This is a genomic window from Bradyrhizobium huanghuaihaiense (assembly GCF_025200885.1).
Lineage (GTDB): Bacteria > Pseudomonadota > Alphaproteobacteria > Rhizobiales > Xanthobacteraceae > Bradyrhizobium > Bradyrhizobium huanghuaihaiense.
This window is the reverse complement of the sequence record NZ_CP104172.1, coordinates 1,273,026-1,291,193: the sequence shown is the minus strand read 5'-3', so window position 1 is coordinate 1,291,193 and position 18,168 is coordinate 1,273,026. Positions and strand designations below refer to the sequence as shown.

Sequence of the window (18,168 nt, the reverse complement as noted above, 5' to 3'; positions counted from 1 at the left end):
ACGGGCTGCCCGGCAAAGCAGTGGTCGACAGGCACGCGAAAGCGCTTCAGGGCAAGGGACGGTTTCGAAAATGCGCGACAATGCTCGCATGACGATCGCGTCCCGCTGCCACCAGCACCCCGTGCGCCACTTCCCGGCGGTTATAGAGGATGGGATCTCCGGAGAGGTCGCTCATCCTACCATCCGCTTCCTGCACGATCAAATCGGCCGCCGCAAGGTCCCAATCATGGCTGTTGCCGCCCGCAAAAGCCGCATCCAGCGCGCCATGGGCGACCCGGCAGAGCCGGAGCGCGAGCGAGCCGATTCGCGGGTGCAGCTTGATGTCACCGAGTGACGGCTTCAGGCGCTCGACCAGGGGTTTGGGCCCGGCGACGCGCGAGAAGTCGAGCTCGGATCCGGCAGTAGCCCGCACGGCGGTGCCGTTGAGCGTCGTGCCTTGCCCTCGGACCGCAAAGAAGAACTCGTCGCTGGCCGGTGCGAACACCGCGGCGAGAACGGGCGCGGTGTCCTCGACCAGCGCGACGCTGACGCACCATTCGTCATGGCCGTTGAGGTAGTTGCGCGTGCCGTCGATGGGATCGACCACCCATGTCAGCCGCCGCGACAGCCGCGTGGCATCGTCGGCGCCCTCCTCGGAGAGCCAGCCATAGTCCGGCGTGGCGGCGCGCAGCCGCGCCTCGAGCAAATCGTTGACGGCGATGTCGGCCTCTGAGACCGGCGAGGACGCGCCCTTGATCCACTTCTTCAGCTCGGTACGGAACATCGACTGCGCGAGCGCACCCGCCTCCCGCACCGTGTCTTTCAGCAGCGCCGCGTCGCGGGTCAGGATGGTTTCGTCGAGGGAGTTCGCGTCAGCGTCCGCCAAGCGTCAAACCCTCGATGCGCACCGTCGGCGCATTGATGCCGTAGCGGAATTCGAGATTGTTCGCCGGCTGCATCGACTTGAAGATCTCGAACAGATGGCCGGCGATCGTGACCTCGCTGACGGGATAGGTGATCTCGCCGTTCTCGATCCAGAAGCCGGAGGCGCCGCGGCTGTAATCGCCGGTGACGCCGTTGACGCCGGAGCCGATCAGGTCGGTGACGTAAAAGCCCTGCTTGATATCGGCGATCAATTCGGCCGGGCTCGGCGTGCCGGGTTCGAGGTGCAGATTGTACGGCCCCGGCGAGGGCGAGGACGAGACGCCGCGATGGGCGTGGCCGGTGGTGGCAAGGCCAAGCTCGCGCGCGGTGGCGCAATCGAGCAGCCAGGTCGTCAGCACGCCTTCGTCGACGAGGGCGGTCTTCTTCACCGCGACGCCTTCGGCATCGAAAGTCTGCGAGCGCAGGCCGCGCTTGCGCAGGGGATCATCGATGATGCGGATGTTCTTGGCGAACAGCTGCTGCCCGAGCTTGTCCTTGAGGAAGCTGGTCTTGCGCGCGATCGAGGCGCCGTTGATGGCACCGACGACGTGGCCGACCAGCGAGCCCGCGACGCGCGGGTCGAACACGACGGGCACCTTGCAGGTCTCGACCTTGCGCGGATTGTAGCGCGCCACGGTACGCTCGCCGGCGGAGCGGCCGACGGTTTCCGGCGACAGCAGATCGGCGCCGTGCGGCGCGGAGGTGAAATCGTAGTCGCGCTCCATGCCGGTGCCTTCGCCGGCAATCGCGGTGGCCGAGATGCCCTGGCTGGAGCGCAGATAGGAGCCGTGGAAGCCGGTCGAGGTGACGAGCACCATGCCGCCCATGCCGGCGGAGGCCGAGGCGCCGCCGGATTTTGTCACTCCCTTCACCGCGAGTGCGGCAGCTTCAGCGGCGAGCGCACGGCGCTCGAGCTCGCTGGTTGCGGGCACGTCGGGATCGAGCAGATCGAGATCGGGGAAGTCGCGCGCGAGCAGCGCGGGATCGGCGAGGCCGACATATTTGTCGTCGGGCGCAACCTTCGCCATCGCCACCGCGCGTTCGGCGAGCTTGGTCACGGCATCGCCGCTGACGTCGTTGGTCGAGACCACCGCCTGACGCTGGCCGACCAGCACGCGCAGGCCGACATCGTCGCCCTCGGACCGCTCGGATTCTTCGACGCGGCCGTCGCGCACCTCGACCCCTTGCGAGACGCCGCGCACCGCGACCGCATCGGCCGCATCGGCGCCTGCGCGTTTGGCCGCCTCCACCAGCCGCTGTGCGAGATCGGACAGCGCGGACTGATCGAACAGGTCGCGATTGGCCTTGGAAGAATCCTGGGGCGAAAGCGTCGAGCTTGGTGAAGGGTTCACAAACGAAATCCTGTTGGGGCGGGGTTCGGGCTCGGAACGACCGAACCCACCAGATGTGCCCAAATGGTGCGGACTTCAAGCATTTTCGCCCCCCAAAAAGCTCAGATTCGCTCTTCCGGCGCAACGTCTCGTCAATCATGCGCGCCAAGGTCTTGTCAATCATGAGCCGTAGTGACGCTGGGTTAACCAGCCTTTTTAAGCGGTTTCGGCAACGGCCGCGCTAAGGTCCTCGCATCGACCGGGAACATAATCCCGGCGGGGAGAACGAAAGCCGTGAGGCGTCAAACATCAACATGCGGGGTCGCTCCCGCCGGGTCGAGCCGCAGCTTGCGGCTCGACCCCCTTTCCCTTCCGGTCCGCTTCGACGCGCATGATCCGCGCGCCGACGGATACACGAGGCAAATCGAGCTTCATCGCGAGCGTGTCGTGCTGCGCCGTGCCGTCCGCGGCATGCAGATGGCGATCAACGTCCGCGTCAGCGATTTCACCGGCGTCGCGCTGCGCGGCAATGACGAGGCGCAGGCGCTCGTCCTCGTCCATCGCGATCCCTCGCTCTCCGTTCCGCTGCTGGTCGGCGCCGAAGCCAATGAGCTTACCGAGGCCTGGGCGATCTGGAGCGAGATCTTCGCGCTTCCGCAGCTCGACGAAGGCGCGCGCAAGCCCGCAGCCCGCCGCCGCCGCGCCAACGCAATCCGCACCCGCCGTCCGAAATTCCTGATGCGCCGGCGCACCGGCATCGCGCGCGAGCTGCCGGTTCATCAGGGCGAACGCGAGATCATCGCGCGGAATTGAAGGTGCCGTAGGGTGGGCAAAGCGAAAGCGTGCCCACCTCTTCCGTCGAAGTCTGAGAAAGATCGTGGGCACGGCGCAAAGCGCCTTTGCCCACCCTACGAGACCTACGCCGCCCGCATCACGGCGTCCGCGAGCAATCCCGCAAACAGCAGCAAGCCCGCGTGCTTGTTCGACTTGAACAGGCGCAGGCACAGCTCGGGATCCTCGATCCTCAAGCGCACGATCTGCGAGGCGAGATGCGCGGCAAAAGCCGCAAGGCCCAGCCAGGCGGGCCAGCGCACATCGCCTGAGGCCAGCGCGACGCCGATCAGCACCACCGCAAGCCCGTAGAACAGGATCAGCGCCTGATGCGTATGCGCGCCGAACAGACGCGCCGTGGACTTGACGCCGATCAGCGCGTCGTCCTCGGCGTCCTGATGCGCATAGATCGTGTCATAGCCGATCACCCAGGCGATCGACCCGGCATAGAGCACCAGCGCAGTGAGGTCGATGCGTCCGAGGGTGACGGCAAAGCCCATCAGCGCGCCCCAGGAGAAGGCAAGCCCGAGGAAGACCTGCGGCCACCAGGTGATGCGCTTCATGAAAGGATAGATGGCGACGACCGTGAGCGAGGCGATACCGGTCGCGACGGCAAAGCGGTTGAACTGGAGCAGCACGACGAGACCGATCACGCCCTGCGCGATCATGAAGGCCAGCGCCTGCTTCACGGTGATCTGCCCCGCGGGCAGCGGCCGCGAACGCGTGCGCTCGACCTTGGCATCGAGGTCACGGTCGGTGATGTCGTTCCAGGTGCAGCCCGCGCCACGCATCACGAAGGCGCCGATGAAGAACAGCACGATGGTGAGCGGCAGGCGGCTGATATCGTGTGCGATGCCGGCGGCGAGCGCCGCCGACCACCAGCATGGCATCAAGAGAAGCCAGGAGCCGATCGGACGATCGAAGCGGGACACGCGCAAGTAAGGCCGCGCCCAAGGCGGCGCGAGCGTATCGACCCAGTTGCCGGTGGAGTCGGCAACGCGGGCGGATGTGTCGCTCATCGGGTCAGGACGTTGCCGTTGAGCGTATCGAAGGTGCTGCCGCCCTTCTTGCCGGCATTGGCCTCGGGCGCCGAGCCCGAGCCCAGCACCTCGCTCAGCGACGGGCCGGCCGGACCGCGCGGCTGGTTCTGCATCTGCTGCGCGACGTTGCAGACCTTGGTCTGCATGGCCTCGGTGTTCTTGTGGCCGTCCTTCATCTGCGCGCCGACGTTCGGCGGGATTCCGCATTTGGCGGCGTTGGTCTCGATGTACTTGATCATCTTCATTTCAGCCTGGCTGAAATTGCGGATCAGCTTGCAGGCCTCGTCCGGCGGCGCATGACGGTCGCTCGCGGCCTTGATCGCCTTGCCACGCTTCTCCGCCTCCTCGCGCAGGGGAACGAAGGCCTTCATGCAGTCCTCACCCGGGGCTTGCGTCGGCGGGGCCGCACTGAAAGCACCAGCGCCGCCGACCGGCGCAGCGCCGTTCACCGGAAACGAGGATTGCGGCGCCGTGCCGACGGAGGCAGTCGGGGCCGAGCCGTTCACGGGCGGAAACGCCGAACTGCTCGCGGCCTGGTTCGGCAGCGACGCAGGGAAGGCGCTTTGCGCATAGGCGCCCGCGGCACCCACGGTGACCATGGCGGCAGTGATCGGAACCATCAGATGACGGATCATCAAGGCAGTCTCTCCGGCAGGAGCTTACGGGGTTCGGCGTCTTCCCAATTGAAGCGCAACCAGCGTGCTCGCGTTTTTACGATTCCCGCCGGCGCTTAACAACCCGTCGAATAGGGCAATAGCGCGGCGCGGGGACGCACCGATTCGGCGATATTTACCCCCAAAACTACTGGTTTCGGTTAAGAACGGCCCCAAATTGGACCTTTGAACGATGCCATCCCACGATTTTCGCGCTCCCCGCCTGTTCATCGACGCCCCCCTCGCCCAGGACGCCAGGGTCCCGCTCGACCGCGACCAGAGCAATTATCTCGGCAATGTGCTGCGGCTGGCGGCGGGGGCCGAGGTCCTGGCCTTCAACGGCCGCGACGGCGAGTGGCAGGCAGCGATCGAAGGCCGCAAGCGGCCGGACGGCCTCGTCATCCTCCAGCAGACGCGGCCCCAGGACGCCCTGGCCGACCTCACTTATGTCTTCGCCCCGCTCAAGCATGCCCGGCTCGACTATATGGTCCAGAAGGCCATCGAGATGGGTGCGGCCAGCCTGCAACCGGTCCTGACCCGATTCACCCAGGCCTCCCGGGTCAACACCGAGCGGATGCGCGCCAATGTGGTCGAGGCGGCGGAGCAATGCGGGATCCTCAGCATCGCGACCGTGAGCGAGCCGGTGCCGCTGGAGCGGTACCTCAGCCAGCGCCCTGCCGACCGGCTGCTGATCTTCTGCGATGAGGCGGCAGACATCCAAAACCCCATTCAGAGCCTGCAAGACGCGCGCGAGGCCGGACAGGGTATCGACGTGCTGATCGGCCCCGAAGGCGGTTTTGCCGAGGAAGAGCGGGCGCTGCTGCTGCGGCAGCCCAGCATCCTGCGGCTGGCGCTCGGCCCCCGCATCATGCGGGCCGACACGGCCGCCGTCGCCGCGCTGGCGCTGGTGCAGGCGGTGCTGGGCGACTGGGGCGGCAAGACCGCCTGATCCGAAGCCAACCGATCCGGCATTGCCCAGCCGTTAAGCGATTGATCCTTTGGAGGTCGAAACCGCTGCCGCGCCATGCTAAGGGCTGCGCCAATTCGCCTCCCCTGCTCTGCCCCGGTTCCACCGGGGACGATGGACCCCTGAGATGACCACGACTGCCACCTCAAATGCTGCCGGCTCCGCCGCCTGGGCGGATACGCTGCTCTTGTCGTTCGCGCAGGCCAGCTATGTCAGGGCCGAGCCCGCCATTCTGCAGCCGGCCGAACCGTTCCTGGACCTCTCCGGCGAGGACATCCGCAAGAGCCTGTACCTGACGAGCGACCTCTCCGGCGAGGAGCTCTGCCTGCGCCCGGACCTGACCATTCCGGTGGCGCGGGATTACCTCGCTTCTGGCCGAGCCGGCCAGCCGGCCGGGTTCAGCTATCTCGGACCGGTGTTCCGCTACCGCAGCGGCCAAGCCAGTGAATTCCTGCAGGCCGGCATCGAATCGTTCGGCCGCCAGGATCGCGCCGCAGCTGACGCCGAGATGCTGGCGCTGGCGCTGGAGGCGACGGCCGCCTTCGGCGTCCGCGACGTCGAGATCCGCACCGGCGACGTGGCGCTGTTCAACGCATTGCTCGACGCGCTCAACCTCTATCCGGTCTGGCGCCGCCGCCTGGTCAAGGATTTCAACCGCAAGATCAGCCTGGAGCAGGATCTGGAGCGGCTGGCGGCCGCGGCCACCGCGACACGCAGCGAATATGAGGGCGTGCTGGCGGCGCTTGCCGGCTCCGACCGCAAGGCGGCGCTCGCCTTCGTCACCGATCTGATGTCGATCGCCGGCACGACCAATGTCGGCGGCCGCACCACGGCCGAGATCGCCGACCGCTTCCTCGAGCAATCGACGCTGAAGGGCGGCGCACTGCCGCGCGAAGCCATCGCCGTGCTCAAGCGCTTCCTGTCGATCGCGGGCAATCCCGACGACGCCGTCGCCGCGCTGCGCGCGCTCACCACTGACGCGAAGCTCGATCTCAATGCTGCGATCGACCAGTTCGAGAGCCGGGTCGGCTTCATGGCCGCGCGCGGCATCGACGTGAAACAGACGCGCTTTTCGACCGCGTTCGGGCGCGGGCTCGACTATTACACAGGCTTTGAATTCGAGCTGCATCACAGCGGCAACGGCGCCGAGCCGCTGGTCGCCGGCGGCCGCTATGACGGGCTGATGACCCAGCTCGGATCTAGCGAGCCGATCCCCGCCGTCGGCTTCTCGGTCTGGGTGGACGCGCTGAACCGGATCGGCCGCAAGGTGGGAGCTTAAGTCATGAGCGCGCCATTCGTCCTGGCCGTTCCCTCCAAGGGCCGCCTGCAGGAAAACACTGAAGCCTTCTTCGCCCGCGCCGGCCTCAAGCTGTCGAAGGCCGGCGGCGCGCGCGACTATCGCGGCACCATCGCAGGGCTGGACAATGTCGAGGTCGCCTATCTCTCGGCGAGCGAGATCGCATCGCAGCTGTCGCGCGGCTTCGCCCATCTCGGCGTCACCGGCGAGGATCTGGTGCACGAGAACATCGCCGACGCCGACAACCGCGTCTCGCTGATCGAGGGGCTCGGCTTCGGCTATGCCGACGTCGTCGTCGCGGTGCCGCAGGCCTGGATCGACGTCCGCACCATGGCCGATCTCGACGACGTCACCACCGGCTTCCGCGAGCAGCATCACATGCGGATGCGGGTGGCGACCAAGTTCGTCAACCTCACCCGGGCGTTCTTCCAGAGCCACGGCATCACCGATTACCGCATCGTCGAGAGCGCGGGCGCGACCGAAGGCGCGCCCGCGGCCGGCAGCGCGGAGCTGATCGTCGACATCACGACCACGGGCGCGACGCTGGCCGCCAACGGCCTGCGGGTGCTCGACGACGGCGTGATCCTGCGCAGCCAGGCCAATCTGGTCGCCTCCAGGGAGGCCGACTGGTCGCCGCAGGCGCGCGAAACCGCGCGCGTTATCCTCGATCACATCGCAGCAAGGGCGCGCGCCAACAAGTACCGCGAGGTCCGCACCCGCTTCCGGCAGTGCGACGCCGCCCTGCTCGGCGAAGCCCACAGCCGGTTCGGCGTCGAGGCCCCGTTCGGCGGGCCGACCTCGTCGGGCATGCTGACGCTACACTGCCCTCCGGGGCAGCTCTATGCGCTGGCGAGCTTCCTGCGCGAGCATGGCGCCGAGACCGTCTCGGTGGTCTCGCTCGACTACGTGTTCGACCGGGAGAACCCGCTGTTCGCCAAGCTCGAGGCGTTCCTGCGGCGGTGAGCCCCAGGTCCGTTCAGCGTAGCGACAGCAAACGGCAGCTACCATATGCTGTTGAGATGACCTTGCAAGAAGACTTGAACGCCCTCTGGAACCTTGATCGATGACGCTGGGCTCTGACGTTTCCGCCCTGACGACCACCGCGGCCAACTCCGCCGCGAAGGGACTGTCGATTGTCGTCCCCGTCTACAACGAGGCGGCGGGCCTCGCTGCCCTGCACCAGCGCATCTGCGAGCTCGCAAGGACCTTGCGGGAGCGCTATCGCCTCGCTTGCGAGGTCGTCTATGTCGACGACGGCAGCGCGGACGCGACGCTGTCGATCGCCCGTTCGCTGCCGGCTGACGCGATCAGCGTCCAGGTGGTGTCGCTGTCGCGCAATTTCGGCAAGGAGGCGGCGCTGATGGCCGGCCTCGACCATGCCCGGCTCGGCGCCGTGATGTTCATGGACGGCGACGGCCAGCATCCGCCGGCCCTGGTCGAGCAGCTGGTGCGGCACTGGATCGATGACGGCTATGACGTCGTCTATACCGCCAAGGCGCATCGCGACAACGAGACCTTCCTGCGCCGCCTCGCCGTGCACGGCTTCTACGCGCTGATCAATTGGGGCGCGCGCCAGAAGATCCCCGAGGACGCCGGCGATTTCCGGCTGCTGTCGCCGCGCGCCGTCGCAGCGCTCAAGCAGTTGCCGGAGCGCAACCGCTTCTTCAAGGGCCTCGCCAGCTGGATCGGCTTCCGCCAGATTCGCGTCGACTACGAGCCGGCGCCGCGCGCCCATGGCGTCACCACCTTCAACGCCGCACGATTGCTCGGTCTGTCCATCGAAGGCCTGACCTCGTTCTCGGTGGCGCCGTTGCGTTTCGCCAGCCTGCTCGGCGTGGTGCTCGCGGGCGGCGCCTTCCTGTTCGGCCTGTCGATCCTCTGGGAGGTCTGGACCACCGGCAAGCAGGTGCCCGGCTATCCCTCGCTCGTGGTCGGCCTGATGACGATCGGCGGCGTGCAGCTCATCATGATCGGCATCGTCGGCGAATATATCGGCAAGATCCTCTCCGAGCTGAAGGCGCGCCCGATCTACTTCGTCGCCGAGCACAGCGAGAAGCATTTCGAGGCCGACAAGGCCCAGGACGCTTCAAGCCAGGAAGCTTCAAGTCAGGACGCCTCGAGCAGGACGGCGGCCGAATGAGCAGCGCCGCGAGCCCGCGGCGAATCTGGCTCTGCGCCGACGATTACGGCATCAGCCCAGGGGTCAACCGCGCCATCCGCGACCTGATCGAACGTGGTCGCCTCAACGCCACTTCGGTGATGATGGTCGGAGCTGCGATCGAACGCAGCGAGGCTGAGGCGCTGCAGGCTTCAGCAAAAACAAGCCCGCGCTGCGCGATCGGCTTGCATGTCACGCTGTCGGCGCCGTTCCGGCCGCTCACCATGCATTTCCGCCCGCTCGATGGCGACATGTTCATGCCGTTTCCAAAGCTGCTGCGCGCCGGCCTTGCGCGGCGGCTCGACCGCGAATTCTTTCGCAATGAGGTGAAGGCGCAGCTCGCGGCCTTCGTGGACGCCTTCGGCCGCACGCCTGATTTCGTCGACGGCCATCAGCACGTGCAGCTCTATCCGCAGGTGCGCGACGGCTTTGTCGATGCGGTCGCCGAGCTTGCGCCACAGGCCTGGGTGCGCCAGGGCGGCCGCAACCTGCCGCTGGCGCAGCGGCTGGCCTCGCCCAAAGCCATGGTGCTCGACATCCTCAGCGCGCAATTCCGCCGCCGCGCCGGCGGCGCCGGCCTCGGCTTCAATCCCGGCTTCGCCGGCGCCTACGACTTCACGCGCGCCGCCGATTTCGGCGCGCTGATGCGGCAGTTCCTGGAAGGCCTGCCGGACGGCGGCCTCGTGATGTGCCATCCCGGCTTCGTCGACGACGTCCTCACCAGCCTCGATCCGATGACCGACGTCCGCGAGCGCGAGCACGCCTATCTCAAGGGCGATGCCTTCGCCCGTCTGCTGGCGGACAGCAACGTCACACTGGCATGAAACCGGCGAAAAGCGGGCCAAAGGCAGCTAAGGGGCAGCTGAGAGGCAGCTTGTCGCATACCGAAATTTAATCCGGCCGGCACTGTTGGGGCCACATTGGAACCCTACATCTCCTGCGCGCTTGGTTTTGCGCGAAGGAGACAGATCATGACGCCGCAGGAACGCCAGCTCGTCGACGACCTTTTCGACCGGCTTTCAAAGCTGGAAAATGCACCGCGCGATCCCGACGCGACCGCCGCGATCTCCGACGGTCTGCGCAAGGCCCCCGGCGCGGTCTACGCCCTGGTGCAGACCACGTTGTTGCAGGACGAAGCGCTGAGGCGCGCCCATAACCGCATCCAGGAACTGGAAGCGGCCCAAGCGCCCGAGCAGCAGCAGTCCGGCGGATTCCTGGACACCATGCGCGACACGCTGTTTGGCGGTGGCCCGTCGCGCGGCTCGGTTCCGAACGTGCCGCCGCGTGAGCAGCGCCCGGTCTGGAACAGCGGCCAGGCGATGCAGCAGTCCCAGCCGGGGTATGGCGCGCCGCCTCCCTATGGACAGGCTTACGGCCAAGGCCCGGGTCAGGGCCAAGCTCCGGGCTATGGCGCCCCGCCGGTCGGCGGTGGCGGCGGCTCGTTCCTCGGCACGGCGGCGGCAGCCGCGGCCGGCGTCGTCGGCGGCTCGCTGCTGCTCTCGAGCATCCGCGGCATGATGGGCGGCTCGCACCAGCAGGCCTTCGGCGACAGCAACGCACTCGGCGACCGCAGCGCTGGTGGAAGCCCTTGGGGCGGCAGTGACCAGTCCGGCGGCTCGCTCGCGCGCGATGCTGGCCTCAACGACATCGGATCGAACCGCGACCGCGGCGACGCCTCCCGCCAGGGCTTCGCCGACCAAGCGTCGAACGACCGGGACAACAACGACCAGAACTACGACGACGATCACGACGACAACGTGGACATGGCCGACGACAGCGATTTCGGCGGCGACGACGACGGCGGCAGCGATTACGCGTAACTGCTCGATAGCGTGACAAACAAGAACGGCCGCCCGAAAGGCGGCCGTTTTCATTTTCCAACTCTTGCGCAGGCCTCTTCCCTTCTCCCGCAAGGGGAGAGGGTAAAGAGAGCATCACATCACCACGACCTTGGTGCCGACATTGACGCGGCCGTAGAGGTCGATGACGTCTTCGTTGCGCATGCGGATGCAGCCGGAGGAGACGTTGGTGCCGATGGTCCAGGGCTCGTTGGAGCCGTGGATGCGGTAGAGCGTGGAGCCGAGATACATCGCGCGGGCGCCGAGCGGATTTTCCGGGCCGCCTTCCATGTGCCGGGGCAGATCGGGCCGGCGCGCGATCATTTCCGCCGGCGGGGTCCAGTCCGGCCATTCGCGCTTGGCCGTGATCGACTTCACGCCGGACCAGGTGAAGCCGGGACGCCCGACGCCGATGCCGTAGCGCATCGCGCGGCCGTTGCCCTCGACGAGATAGAGGAACTTGTTTGGCGTATCGACCACGATCGTGCCGGCGCTTTCATTACCGCTATAGTCAACAAGCTGTTTCTCGAATTTCGGATCGAACGGGCGCTGCCGCGGGTCGATCGCCTCCTGCTGCAGAGACGCACCCTGCATCTGCGGCTCGCCCATCGGCGGCAGGCGGCGCTGGTCGTAATAGCCCGGCTGCTGCTGATACACCGGCCGCTCGGGCGCATAGGCCGGACCGCGGCCCGGACCGTCGCCGAACAGGAACTCGATGAAGCCGCCGCCCATGTTCGCATTGGAGGCGACGCGCACCGGCGCCGGCGGCACGCGCGGCTGATAGAGCACCGCGGGCGGATCGTTCGGCACCGTGTTGTCGAAGGCGCCGGCGCCGCTGGTGCCGGCAATGAAGGAGCAAGCGCTGCCGAGCAGCGCGACAGACATTTTCTTGAACATCGACGTACTCTGTACTGTTTCGTCTAGATCACATGCGTCGTGCAGGTCTGGTGGCTGATCCGCGCCCGCGACGTGGTCAATAAAAAGCAAAAGCCGTTTTGTTTGGTAAACGTATCAGCCGTTTCGATTCACCACGTCGCGAGCGGGCCTGCAATTTGGCGATCAGCGTTTATTTTCGATGAACGCCGCGCGAGCATGGTTAATCGCTTCTTTGCGCGCCGTCGCGCGCGGCCGCAACGACAGTTCCGGTTGTGAACTTCGTGTTAAATCGCTTCTGCCTACAAAGACGCGTGAGTGAGGTGGGGGGAGTGTCCTGATGGCTGTTCACCGCAAGCGTTTTCGTGTCGAGGATATCGCCGGTGGCGAGATGCCCATTCTAGATGTAACTGAAGAGGCAGGGCCGATGCACAGCGAGATCATGGCCGAGCTGCGCGCGATCCGCGCCCAGATGGCAAAGGGCATCACGGCTGCCCCGCTGACCGGCAGCGCCGCGATGGCGGCGATCGACGCGTCGACGGCGCATGAGCTGTCCGAAGCGCGCACCATGCTCGATACCTATCGGGCGCAGATCGAGCAGTGCGAGAAGCTGAAGGTCGAGCTCGACCTCATCCACGACGCCATCGACCGCACCAAGCGCGAGATCGCGACCCTGCATGGCAAGAGCTTCGACGGCGGCGAGATGGCCAAGGTCAATGGCGAGCTCGGCGCGGTGGTCGGCGGCACCGAGCAGGCGACCCAGCAGATCCTCGAAGCGGCCGAGTCGATCGACCAGGCCGCCAGCGCGATGTCCAAGGTGGACTCGGCCGATCAGCAGAAGCGGCTCGCCGACGACATCCAGGAACGCGTCATCTCGATTTTCGAAGCCTGCAACTTCCAGGACCTGACCGGCCAGCGCATCAGCAAGGTCATGACCACGATGAAGTTCATCGAGCAGCACATCAATGCGATGATGGAGATCTGGGGCGGCGTCGACGCGATCAAGGCCCATGTGCCGGCGCCGGTCGACCAGCGCAGCGAGGACGAGAAGCTCCTCAACGGCCCCAAGCTCGCCGGCGACGTCGGCCACGCCTCCCAGGACGACATCGACGCGCTGTTCGACTGAGCGGACGCGACATAGGGAAAAGCAAAACGCCGGCCCTGGGGCCGGCGTTTTTGTTTGCCGTCATTGCGAGCGAAGCGAAGCAATCCAGACCGTCACCCTGGAAAGACTCTGGATTGCTTCGCTACGCTCGCAATGACGAGTGGTTAGGCCGGAACCCCCATCACGCCCTTGGCGCGCAGCGGACGTAGACCATGTTGCCGTAGCGGGTGGCGGCGTCCTTGTCGATGAAGCGGGTGATCAGGACGCGGCCGTCGAAGGAGACGATCTCACGGTCCTGATCGCCGGGGGTGGGACCGGCCGGGCCGATATAGTTCTTGCCGCTGGGCGAGCCCTTCAGGCGCAGCTCCTGCGGCGTCGCCTGGTCCGCCAGATGCATGATCACGCCGCCGGAGGAGCCGGCGGTGATCACGTAAGGATTCTTGCACTGGGACCGAGCCGCGGCCTCGGTGCGGGCGCGGTCGGCCGGGTTCTGGAACGAGGCGAGGCCCCAGCGGCCGACGATCTCGTCGGCGCGGATGGTCGCCGGCATTTCCGGACCAGTGCCGGGCTCCGCCTCGGGCGGCGGCGACGACGAAGAGAACGACGGCAGGCTCATGCCGCCACCGCAGGCGCCGAGCAGCAGCGCCAGGCAAGAGGCAGCCGCCAGGTTGGCGACCGTGCGCGCGTGAGCTGAACTGATCATGGCATTCCCCCGAACAAGACCATGGCCGCACCCCTCCCGCAGCCAAGCGCAAAACCGCCGCCGGAGCAATGACGTCGTTTGACACGCCGGCGCTCCGAACAAATTTCCAATGCCACCATCCTATATCCGCCTCACCAATCGCTTAACCACCTTTGCTTGACAGGATCGCGGCCAAGCCATATTCCCGGGCGCACTATTAGCACTCGGAAAGCCCGATTGCTAAGCGCGCCGTTCGATCCTCGGGACGAGGGGGAACGGAAGCGCCGCCCCACCCACTTCCACTACTTCCGAAGCGAGCCTCCAAAGGGAAACGTCATGGCTAAATCCAAATTTCGTCCGCTGCATGACCGTGTCGTGGTCAAACGTATCGACGCCGAGGAAAAGTCCAAGGGCGGCATTATCATTCCGGACACCGCCAAGGAAAAGCCGTCCCAGGGCGAGGTTGTCGGCATCGGCCCCGGCGGCCGCGACGAGACCGGCAAGCTGATCCCGATCGACCTCAAGGTCGGCGACCGCGTGCTGTTCGGCAAGTGGTCGGGCACCGAGGTCAAGATCGACAACGAAGAGCTCCTGATCATGAAGGAGTCGGACATCATGGGCGTTCTGGCCTAAGGCCATCCGCCTGAACAGCCGCTGAATGCGCGACTGTTGTGCCCGGGCAAAAGCGCGAAGCGCGTCTTCGCGCTAGATGACCCGGGCATCCATCATTCCGCCGCACAGCACCAAACAAGACCCATCACGAAACACAAGGGATTGCAGACCATGGCTGCCAAAGACGTCAAGTTTTCCGGAGAGGCGCGCGACCGCATGCTGCGCGGCGTCGACATTCTCGCCAACGCCGTCAAGGTGACGCTCGGCCCGAAGGGCCGCAACGTCGTCATCGAGAAGAGCTTCGGCGCGCCCCGCATCACCAAGGACGGCGTCACCGTCGCCAAGGAGATCGAGCTCGAGGACAAGTTCGAGAACATGGGCGCCCAGATGGTGCGTGAGGTCGCCTCCAAGACCAACGACCTTGCCGGCGACGGCACCACCACCGCGACCGTGCTGGCCCAGGCCATCGTGCGCGAAGGCGCCAAGGCGGTTGCCGCCGGCATGAACCCGATGGACCTCAAGCGCGGCATCGACACCGCGGTGGCCGCGGTCATCAAGGACATCGAGAAGCGCGCCAAGCCCGTCGCCGCCTCCTCCGAGGTCGCCCAGGTCGGCACCATCTCGGCCAACGGCGATGCCGCCATCGGCAAGATGATCGCCCAGGCGATGCAGAAGGTCGGCAACGAGGGCGTCATCACCGTCGAGGAGAACAAGTCGCTCGACACCGAGGTCGACATCGTCGAGGGCATGAAGTTCGATCGCGGCTATCTCAGCCCCTACTTCGTCACCAACGCCGAGAAGATGACCGCCGAGCTCGAGGACGCCTACATCCTCCTGCACGAGAAGAAGCTGTCGGGCCTGCAGGCCATGCTGCCGGTGCTCGAAGCCGTGGTGCAGTCGGGCAAGCCGCTCGTCATCATCGCCGAGGACGTCGAGGGCGAGGCGCTGGCCACCCTGGTCGTCAACCGCCTGCGCGGCGGCCTCAAGGTTGCCGCCGTGAAGGCGCCGGGCTTCGGTGACCGCCGCAAGGCCATGCTCGAGGACATCGCGATCCTCACCGGCGGTCAGCTGATCTCCGAGGAGCTCGGCATCAAGCTCGAGAACGTCACGGTGAAGATGCTCGGCCGCGCCAAGAAGGTGGTGATCGACAAGGAGAACACCACGATCGTGAACGGCGCCGGCAAGAAGCCCGACATCGAGGCCCGCGTCGGCCAGATCAAGGCGCAGATCGAGGAGACCACCTCGGACTACGACCGCGAGAAGCTGCAGGAGCGCCTTGCCAAGCTCGCCGGCGGCGTCGCGGTGATCCGCGTCGGCGGCGCCACCGAGATCGAGGTCAAGGAGAAGAAGGACCGCGTCGAGGACGCGCTCAACGCCACCCGCGCCGCGGTGCAGGAAGGCATCGTCCCAGGCGGCGGCGTCGCGCTGCTGCGCGCCAAGAAGGCGGTGGGCCGTCTGTCCAACGCCAATGACGACGTCCAGGCCGGCATCAACATCGTGCTGAAGGCGCTGGAAGCTCCGATCCGCCAGATCTCCGAGAACGCCGGCGTGGAAGGCTCGATCGTGGTCGGCAAGATCCTGGAGAACAAGTCCGAGACCTTCGGCTTCGACGCCCAGAACGAGGACTATGTCGACATGGTCGAGAAGGGCATCATCGACCCCGCCAAGGTGGTGCGCACCGCGCTGCAGGACGCCTCCTCCGTGGCCGGCCTGCTGGTGACCACCGAAGCCATGGTCGCCGAGCTGCCGAAGAAGGAAGCTCCGCCCGCCATGCCCGCCGGCGGCGGCATGGGCGGCTTCTGAGCCCGTCCTCATCTTACAGCACCAACGAAGGCCGCCTCCGGGCGGCCTTCTTTTTTGCCGACCCTGCCCCGCCGCTTTCCGATTCAACCGGCGGCCAAAACCCACTACGGTGGCGCCGATTCTGATTGTTTGGGCATGATCCGCTCGGAAAACCGCGTCACACTTTTCCGGATCATGCCCGTTGCCCGAGGATTTCGTCGATGCGCGCGCTCTTGGTCTGTTCGACTGCCCTATTGGCGGCTCTGCTCGCCGTCTCGCCCGAAGTCGCCTCCGCCCAGATGAAATTGTCGCCCAAGGCCACCGCGCCGGGCGGAACCGAGACGCGCTATTTCACCTCGATCGACGGGCTGATGGACGGCAATGCCGACGTGATCCTGAAGGAGACGCGCCAGGGCAAGACGGTCACCGCAGCGGTGCTCGACGTCTGTTACCCGGTCGCGAAGAATTCCGAGCGCAAGGACCGCTTCGTCGTCAATCTCCAGGTCGCCGGCCAGAACCTGACCGGCACGACGCAGAGCATCAGTGAGAAGTCGCCCGTCAGCGTCAAGCTGCTGCGCAAGCAGAGCGGCGACACCTTCGAATTCCGCGGCCAGATCAGCATTGGCCAGGCCGTCACCGAGGTCACCTCGCCCGACAATTCCGATCTCAGCGAGAAGGAATTTCAGGACAACCAGACCTCCGATGACGGCATCACGTCGCAGCCGAAGGATTTCACCGACGTCTCGCCGGAGGCGATCGCGGTGAAGGTCAAGCTGGATGCGGCGACCGAGTTCCTGAAGAGCCTGAAGGGCCAGGCGGTCGAGGTGACGCTGGCGAGCCTCAATGTCGGCTGCGACGCGCTGCGCGCCGGCGAGCAGACCATCAACATGTCGGTCGACCCGGAGCGCGCAGCCGCGCTGCTGGCAAAATTCAAGGCGATGCCGGGCGTCACCGCGGCAGGCTGGACCGCGGGCATGACCGAGATGGACCGCACCATCCGTTTCCCCGCCGCCGACTGGCGCGACGGCGACAAGATCAACCGCGACAAGCTCGCAACCACAGTTGCAGGCGTGCTGGGCAGGACGCTTGCGGCAAAGCCGGTGTCGCAAAGCTTCAACCCGGCGACCGGCAAGCTCAAGCTGGTGTTCAAGCGGCCGAACCAGGATCACCCGGCGCTCGAGCTCACCGACACGATCGAAGTCGCAGGGCTCGTCTCGCCCGACAAGCCCGGCGCCACCGACAAGCTGATGCTCTGGATCGGCAGCCCCGCGACCACGACCAGCGACGAGAGCAGCGGCGCCAAGCTCAACCTCTCGGACGACGCCTCTGCCGACGAGGAAGGCGATCTGCCCGACGACAACGGCTCGGTCGAGGCGCTCGTCAAGGAGCTGAAGGGCCAGCGCTGGGACGCCGACAAGTCGGTGTGGAAGTAGGCTCTCGTGCCCCGGACGCAGCGCAGCACGTCAGTGATGCGCTGCTGAGCCGGGGCCCAGAGGCGGCAAGCGAAGTCACGGATAGAGTCTGGGTCCCGGCTCTGCGCAGCAGCGTTGCACGCTGCAGCGCGTCCGGGACACGAGAGACCTAATTCCCGTTCACGCGAAAGCGCAGCGGCCTGGGGCCGATCAGGGTCAGCACGTCGCCCTGGCGCTTCCAGGTCTCGACGCTGCCGAGCGCTGCGACCAGCTCATCGTCGGCCTGGGCCTTGGCCTGCGGGCAGGACCGGTCCTGGATCTGGCCGGGGACGAAGATCACGGTGTTGCCGGCGACCGAGAACTGGCCCTTGCCGCCCTTGCACCAGAGCTCGAGCACGACCTCGCCATTGTCGCCGATCTCGATGTTCGGAATCCGCTTCGAGCCGGCCTGCGGCAGCGCCTCCAGCGTCATCTCGGTGCCGAACGGAAAACCGTCCTCGGCACGCGCGAGCGTGGACATCGCCAGCATTGCAACCACAGCACACACCATCTGCTTCAGCGAAACCATGAAACCTCTCGACTGACCTGATTTGCGGCACCTTCTATAAGACGGCAGCGCCATTGAGAAGGTTCGCCCGCGCACGATGCAAAAATCCCCGCGAGAGCGAACCTCGCGGGGATTTG

At 66.3% G+C, this 18,168-nt stretch carries 18 protein-coding genes; 11 read left to right on the top strand and 7 right to left on the bottom strand.

Going from position 1 to position 18,168, the window contains the following annotated elements; genetic code table 11:
• Nucleotides 1-46: 46 nt before the first annotated feature.
• Nucleotides 47-865, bottom strand: a complete 819-nt coding sequence (locus tag N2603_RS06050) for a 3'(2'),5'-bisphosphate nucleotidase CysQ (RefSeq protein ID WP_260388052.1) — start codon at nucleotides 863-865, stop codon at nucleotides 47-49.
• Complete coding sequence (locus N2603_RS06045) at nucleotides 852-2,255, bottom strand: TldD/PmbA family protein (RefSeq protein WP_018648412.1); 1,404 nt, start codon at nucleotides 2,253-2,255, stop codon at nucleotides 852-854. The genes N2603_RS06050 and N2603_RS06045 overlap by 14 nt, the downstream gene beginning before the upstream one ends.
• A 273-nt stretch (nucleotides 2,256-2,528) precedes the next feature.
• On the opposite strand from N2603_RS06045, the gene N2603_RS06040 reads away from it, so the two are divergent.
• The gene (locus tag N2603_RS06040; protein ID WP_260388051.1) at nucleotides 2,529-3,047 is read left to right on the top strand and encodes a DUF6101 family protein; all 519 of its coding nucleotides are present in this window, start codon (nucleotides 2,529-2,531) and stop codon (nucleotides 3,045-3,047) included.
• A gap of 104 nt (nucleotides 3,048-3,151) precedes the next feature.
• Here the strand turns inward: N2603_RS06040 and ubiA are convergent, their stop codons facing one another.
• A complete protein-coding gene (gene ubiA / locus N2603_RS06035) occupies nucleotides 3,152-4,084 on the bottom strand; it encodes a 4-hydroxybenzoate octaprenyltransferase (protein ID WP_260388050.1) in 933 nt (310 codons plus the stop codon).
• Nucleotides 4,081-4,740 (bottom strand): hypothetical protein, encoded by a 660-nt coding sequence (locus tag N2603_RS06030; protein ID WP_260424156.1) that lies wholly within the window; start codon nucleotides 4,738-4,740, stop codon nucleotides 4,081-4,083. Before N2603_RS06030 ends, ubiA begins: the two co-directional genes overlap by 4 nt.
• A gap of 211 nt (nucleotides 4,741-4,951) precedes the next feature.
• Between N2603_RS06030 and N2603_RS06025 the strand changes: the two genes are divergently transcribed.
• The 6 genes from N2603_RS06025 to N2603_RS06000 all read left to right on the top strand — a co-directional run bounded on the left by N2603_RS06025 (nucleotide 4,952) and on the right by N2603_RS06000 (nucleotide 11,000).
• Nucleotides 4,952-5,707: a 16S rRNA (uracil(1498)-N(3))-methyltransferase gene (locus tag N2603_RS06025; protein WP_260388049.1), complete on the top strand. Its 756-nt coding sequence runs from the start codon at nucleotides 4,952-4,954 to the stop codon at nucleotides 5,705-5,707.
• Nucleotides 5,708-5,852: 145 nt separating this feature from the next.
• Nucleotides 5,853-7,004: an ATP phosphoribosyltransferase regulatory subunit gene (locus N2603_RS06020; protein ID WP_260388048.1), complete on the top strand. Its 1,152-nt coding sequence runs from the start codon at nucleotides 5,853-5,855 to the stop codon at nucleotides 7,002-7,004.
• Nucleotides 7,005-7,007: 3 nt separating this feature from the next.
• Entirely contained in the window at nucleotides 7,008-7,985 is a 978-nt protein-coding gene (gene hisG, locus N2603_RS06015) for an ATP phosphoribosyltransferase (RefSeq protein WP_018648418.1), read from the top strand.
• Nucleotides 7,986-8,085: 100 nt separating this feature from the next.
• Nucleotides 8,086-9,162: a glycosyltransferase family 2 protein gene (locus N2603_RS06010; protein ID WP_260388047.1), complete on the top strand. Its 1,077-nt coding sequence runs from the start codon at nucleotides 8,086-8,088 to the stop codon at nucleotides 9,160-9,162.
• Complete coding sequence (locus tag N2603_RS06005; RefSeq protein ID WP_260388046.1) at nucleotides 9,159-10,004, top strand: ChbG/HpnK family deacetylase; 846 nt, start codon at nucleotides 9,159-9,161, stop codon at nucleotides 10,002-10,004. Before N2603_RS06010 ends, N2603_RS06005 begins: the two co-directional genes overlap by 4 nt.
• A 147-nt stretch (nucleotides 10,005-10,151) precedes the next feature.
• Nucleotides 10,152-11,000: a DUF2076 domain-containing protein gene (locus N2603_RS06000; protein ID WP_260388045.1), complete on the top strand. Its 849-nt coding sequence runs from the start codon at nucleotides 10,152-10,154 to the stop codon at nucleotides 10,998-11,000.
• Nucleotides 11,001-11,114: 114 nt separating this feature from the next.
• On the opposite strand, the gene N2603_RS05995 is transcribed toward N2603_RS06000, so the two are convergent.
• Nucleotides 11,115-11,915, bottom strand: a complete 801-nt coding sequence (locus tag N2603_RS05995) for a L,D-transpeptidase (RefSeq protein ID WP_260388044.1) — start codon at nucleotides 11,913-11,915, stop codon at nucleotides 11,115-11,117.
• A 316-nt stretch (nucleotides 11,916-12,231) separates the two neighbouring features.
• Between N2603_RS05995 and N2603_RS05990 the strand changes: the two genes are divergently transcribed.
• The gene (locus N2603_RS05990) at nucleotides 12,232-13,017 is read left to right on the top strand and encodes a protein phosphatase CheZ (RefSeq protein ID WP_018648423.1); all 786 of its coding nucleotides are present in this window, start codon (nucleotides 12,232-12,234) and stop codon (nucleotides 13,015-13,017) included.
• Between the two features lie 160 nt (nucleotides 13,018-13,177).
• On the opposite strand, the gene N2603_RS05985 is transcribed toward N2603_RS05990, so the two are convergent.
• On the bottom strand, nucleotides 13,178-13,699 hold the full coding sequence (locus N2603_RS05985; protein ID WP_026312898.1) for a hypothetical protein: 522 nt from the start codon (nucleotides 13,697-13,699) through the stop codon (nucleotides 13,178-13,180).
• 315 nt (nucleotides 13,700-14,014) lie between these two features.
• Between N2603_RS05985 and N2603_RS05980 the strand changes: the two genes are divergently transcribed.
• The 3 genes from N2603_RS05980 to N2603_RS05970 all read left to right on the top strand — a co-directional run bounded on the left by N2603_RS05980 (nucleotide 14,015) and on the right by N2603_RS05970 (nucleotide 17,505).
• On the top strand, nucleotides 14,015-14,311 hold the full coding sequence (locus N2603_RS05980) for a co-chaperone GroES (RefSeq protein ID WP_018648425.1): 297 nt from the start codon (nucleotides 14,015-14,017) through the stop codon (nucleotides 14,309-14,311).
• Nucleotides 14,312-14,461: 150 nt separating this feature from the next.
• A complete protein-coding gene (gene groL, locus N2603_RS05975; RefSeq protein WP_018648426.1) occupies nucleotides 14,462-16,093 on the top strand; it encodes a chaperonin GroEL in 1,632 nt (543 codons plus the stop codon).
• A 200-nt stretch (nucleotides 16,094-16,293) separates the two neighbouring features.
• On the top strand, nucleotides 16,294-17,505 hold the full coding sequence (locus N2603_RS05970) for a hypothetical protein (protein ID WP_260388043.1): 1,212 nt from the start codon (nucleotides 16,294-16,296) through the stop codon (nucleotides 17,503-17,505).
• Nucleotides 17,506-17,653: 148 nt separating this feature from the next.
• Here N2603_RS05970 and N2603_RS05965 read toward each other — a convergent pair whose 3' ends face one another.
• Nucleotides 17,654-18,052 (bottom strand): META domain-containing protein, encoded by a 399-nt coding sequence (locus N2603_RS05965; RefSeq protein WP_260388042.1) that lies wholly within the window; start codon nucleotides 18,050-18,052, stop codon nucleotides 17,654-17,656.
• Between the last annotated feature and the right edge of the window lie 116 nt (nucleotides 18,053-18,168).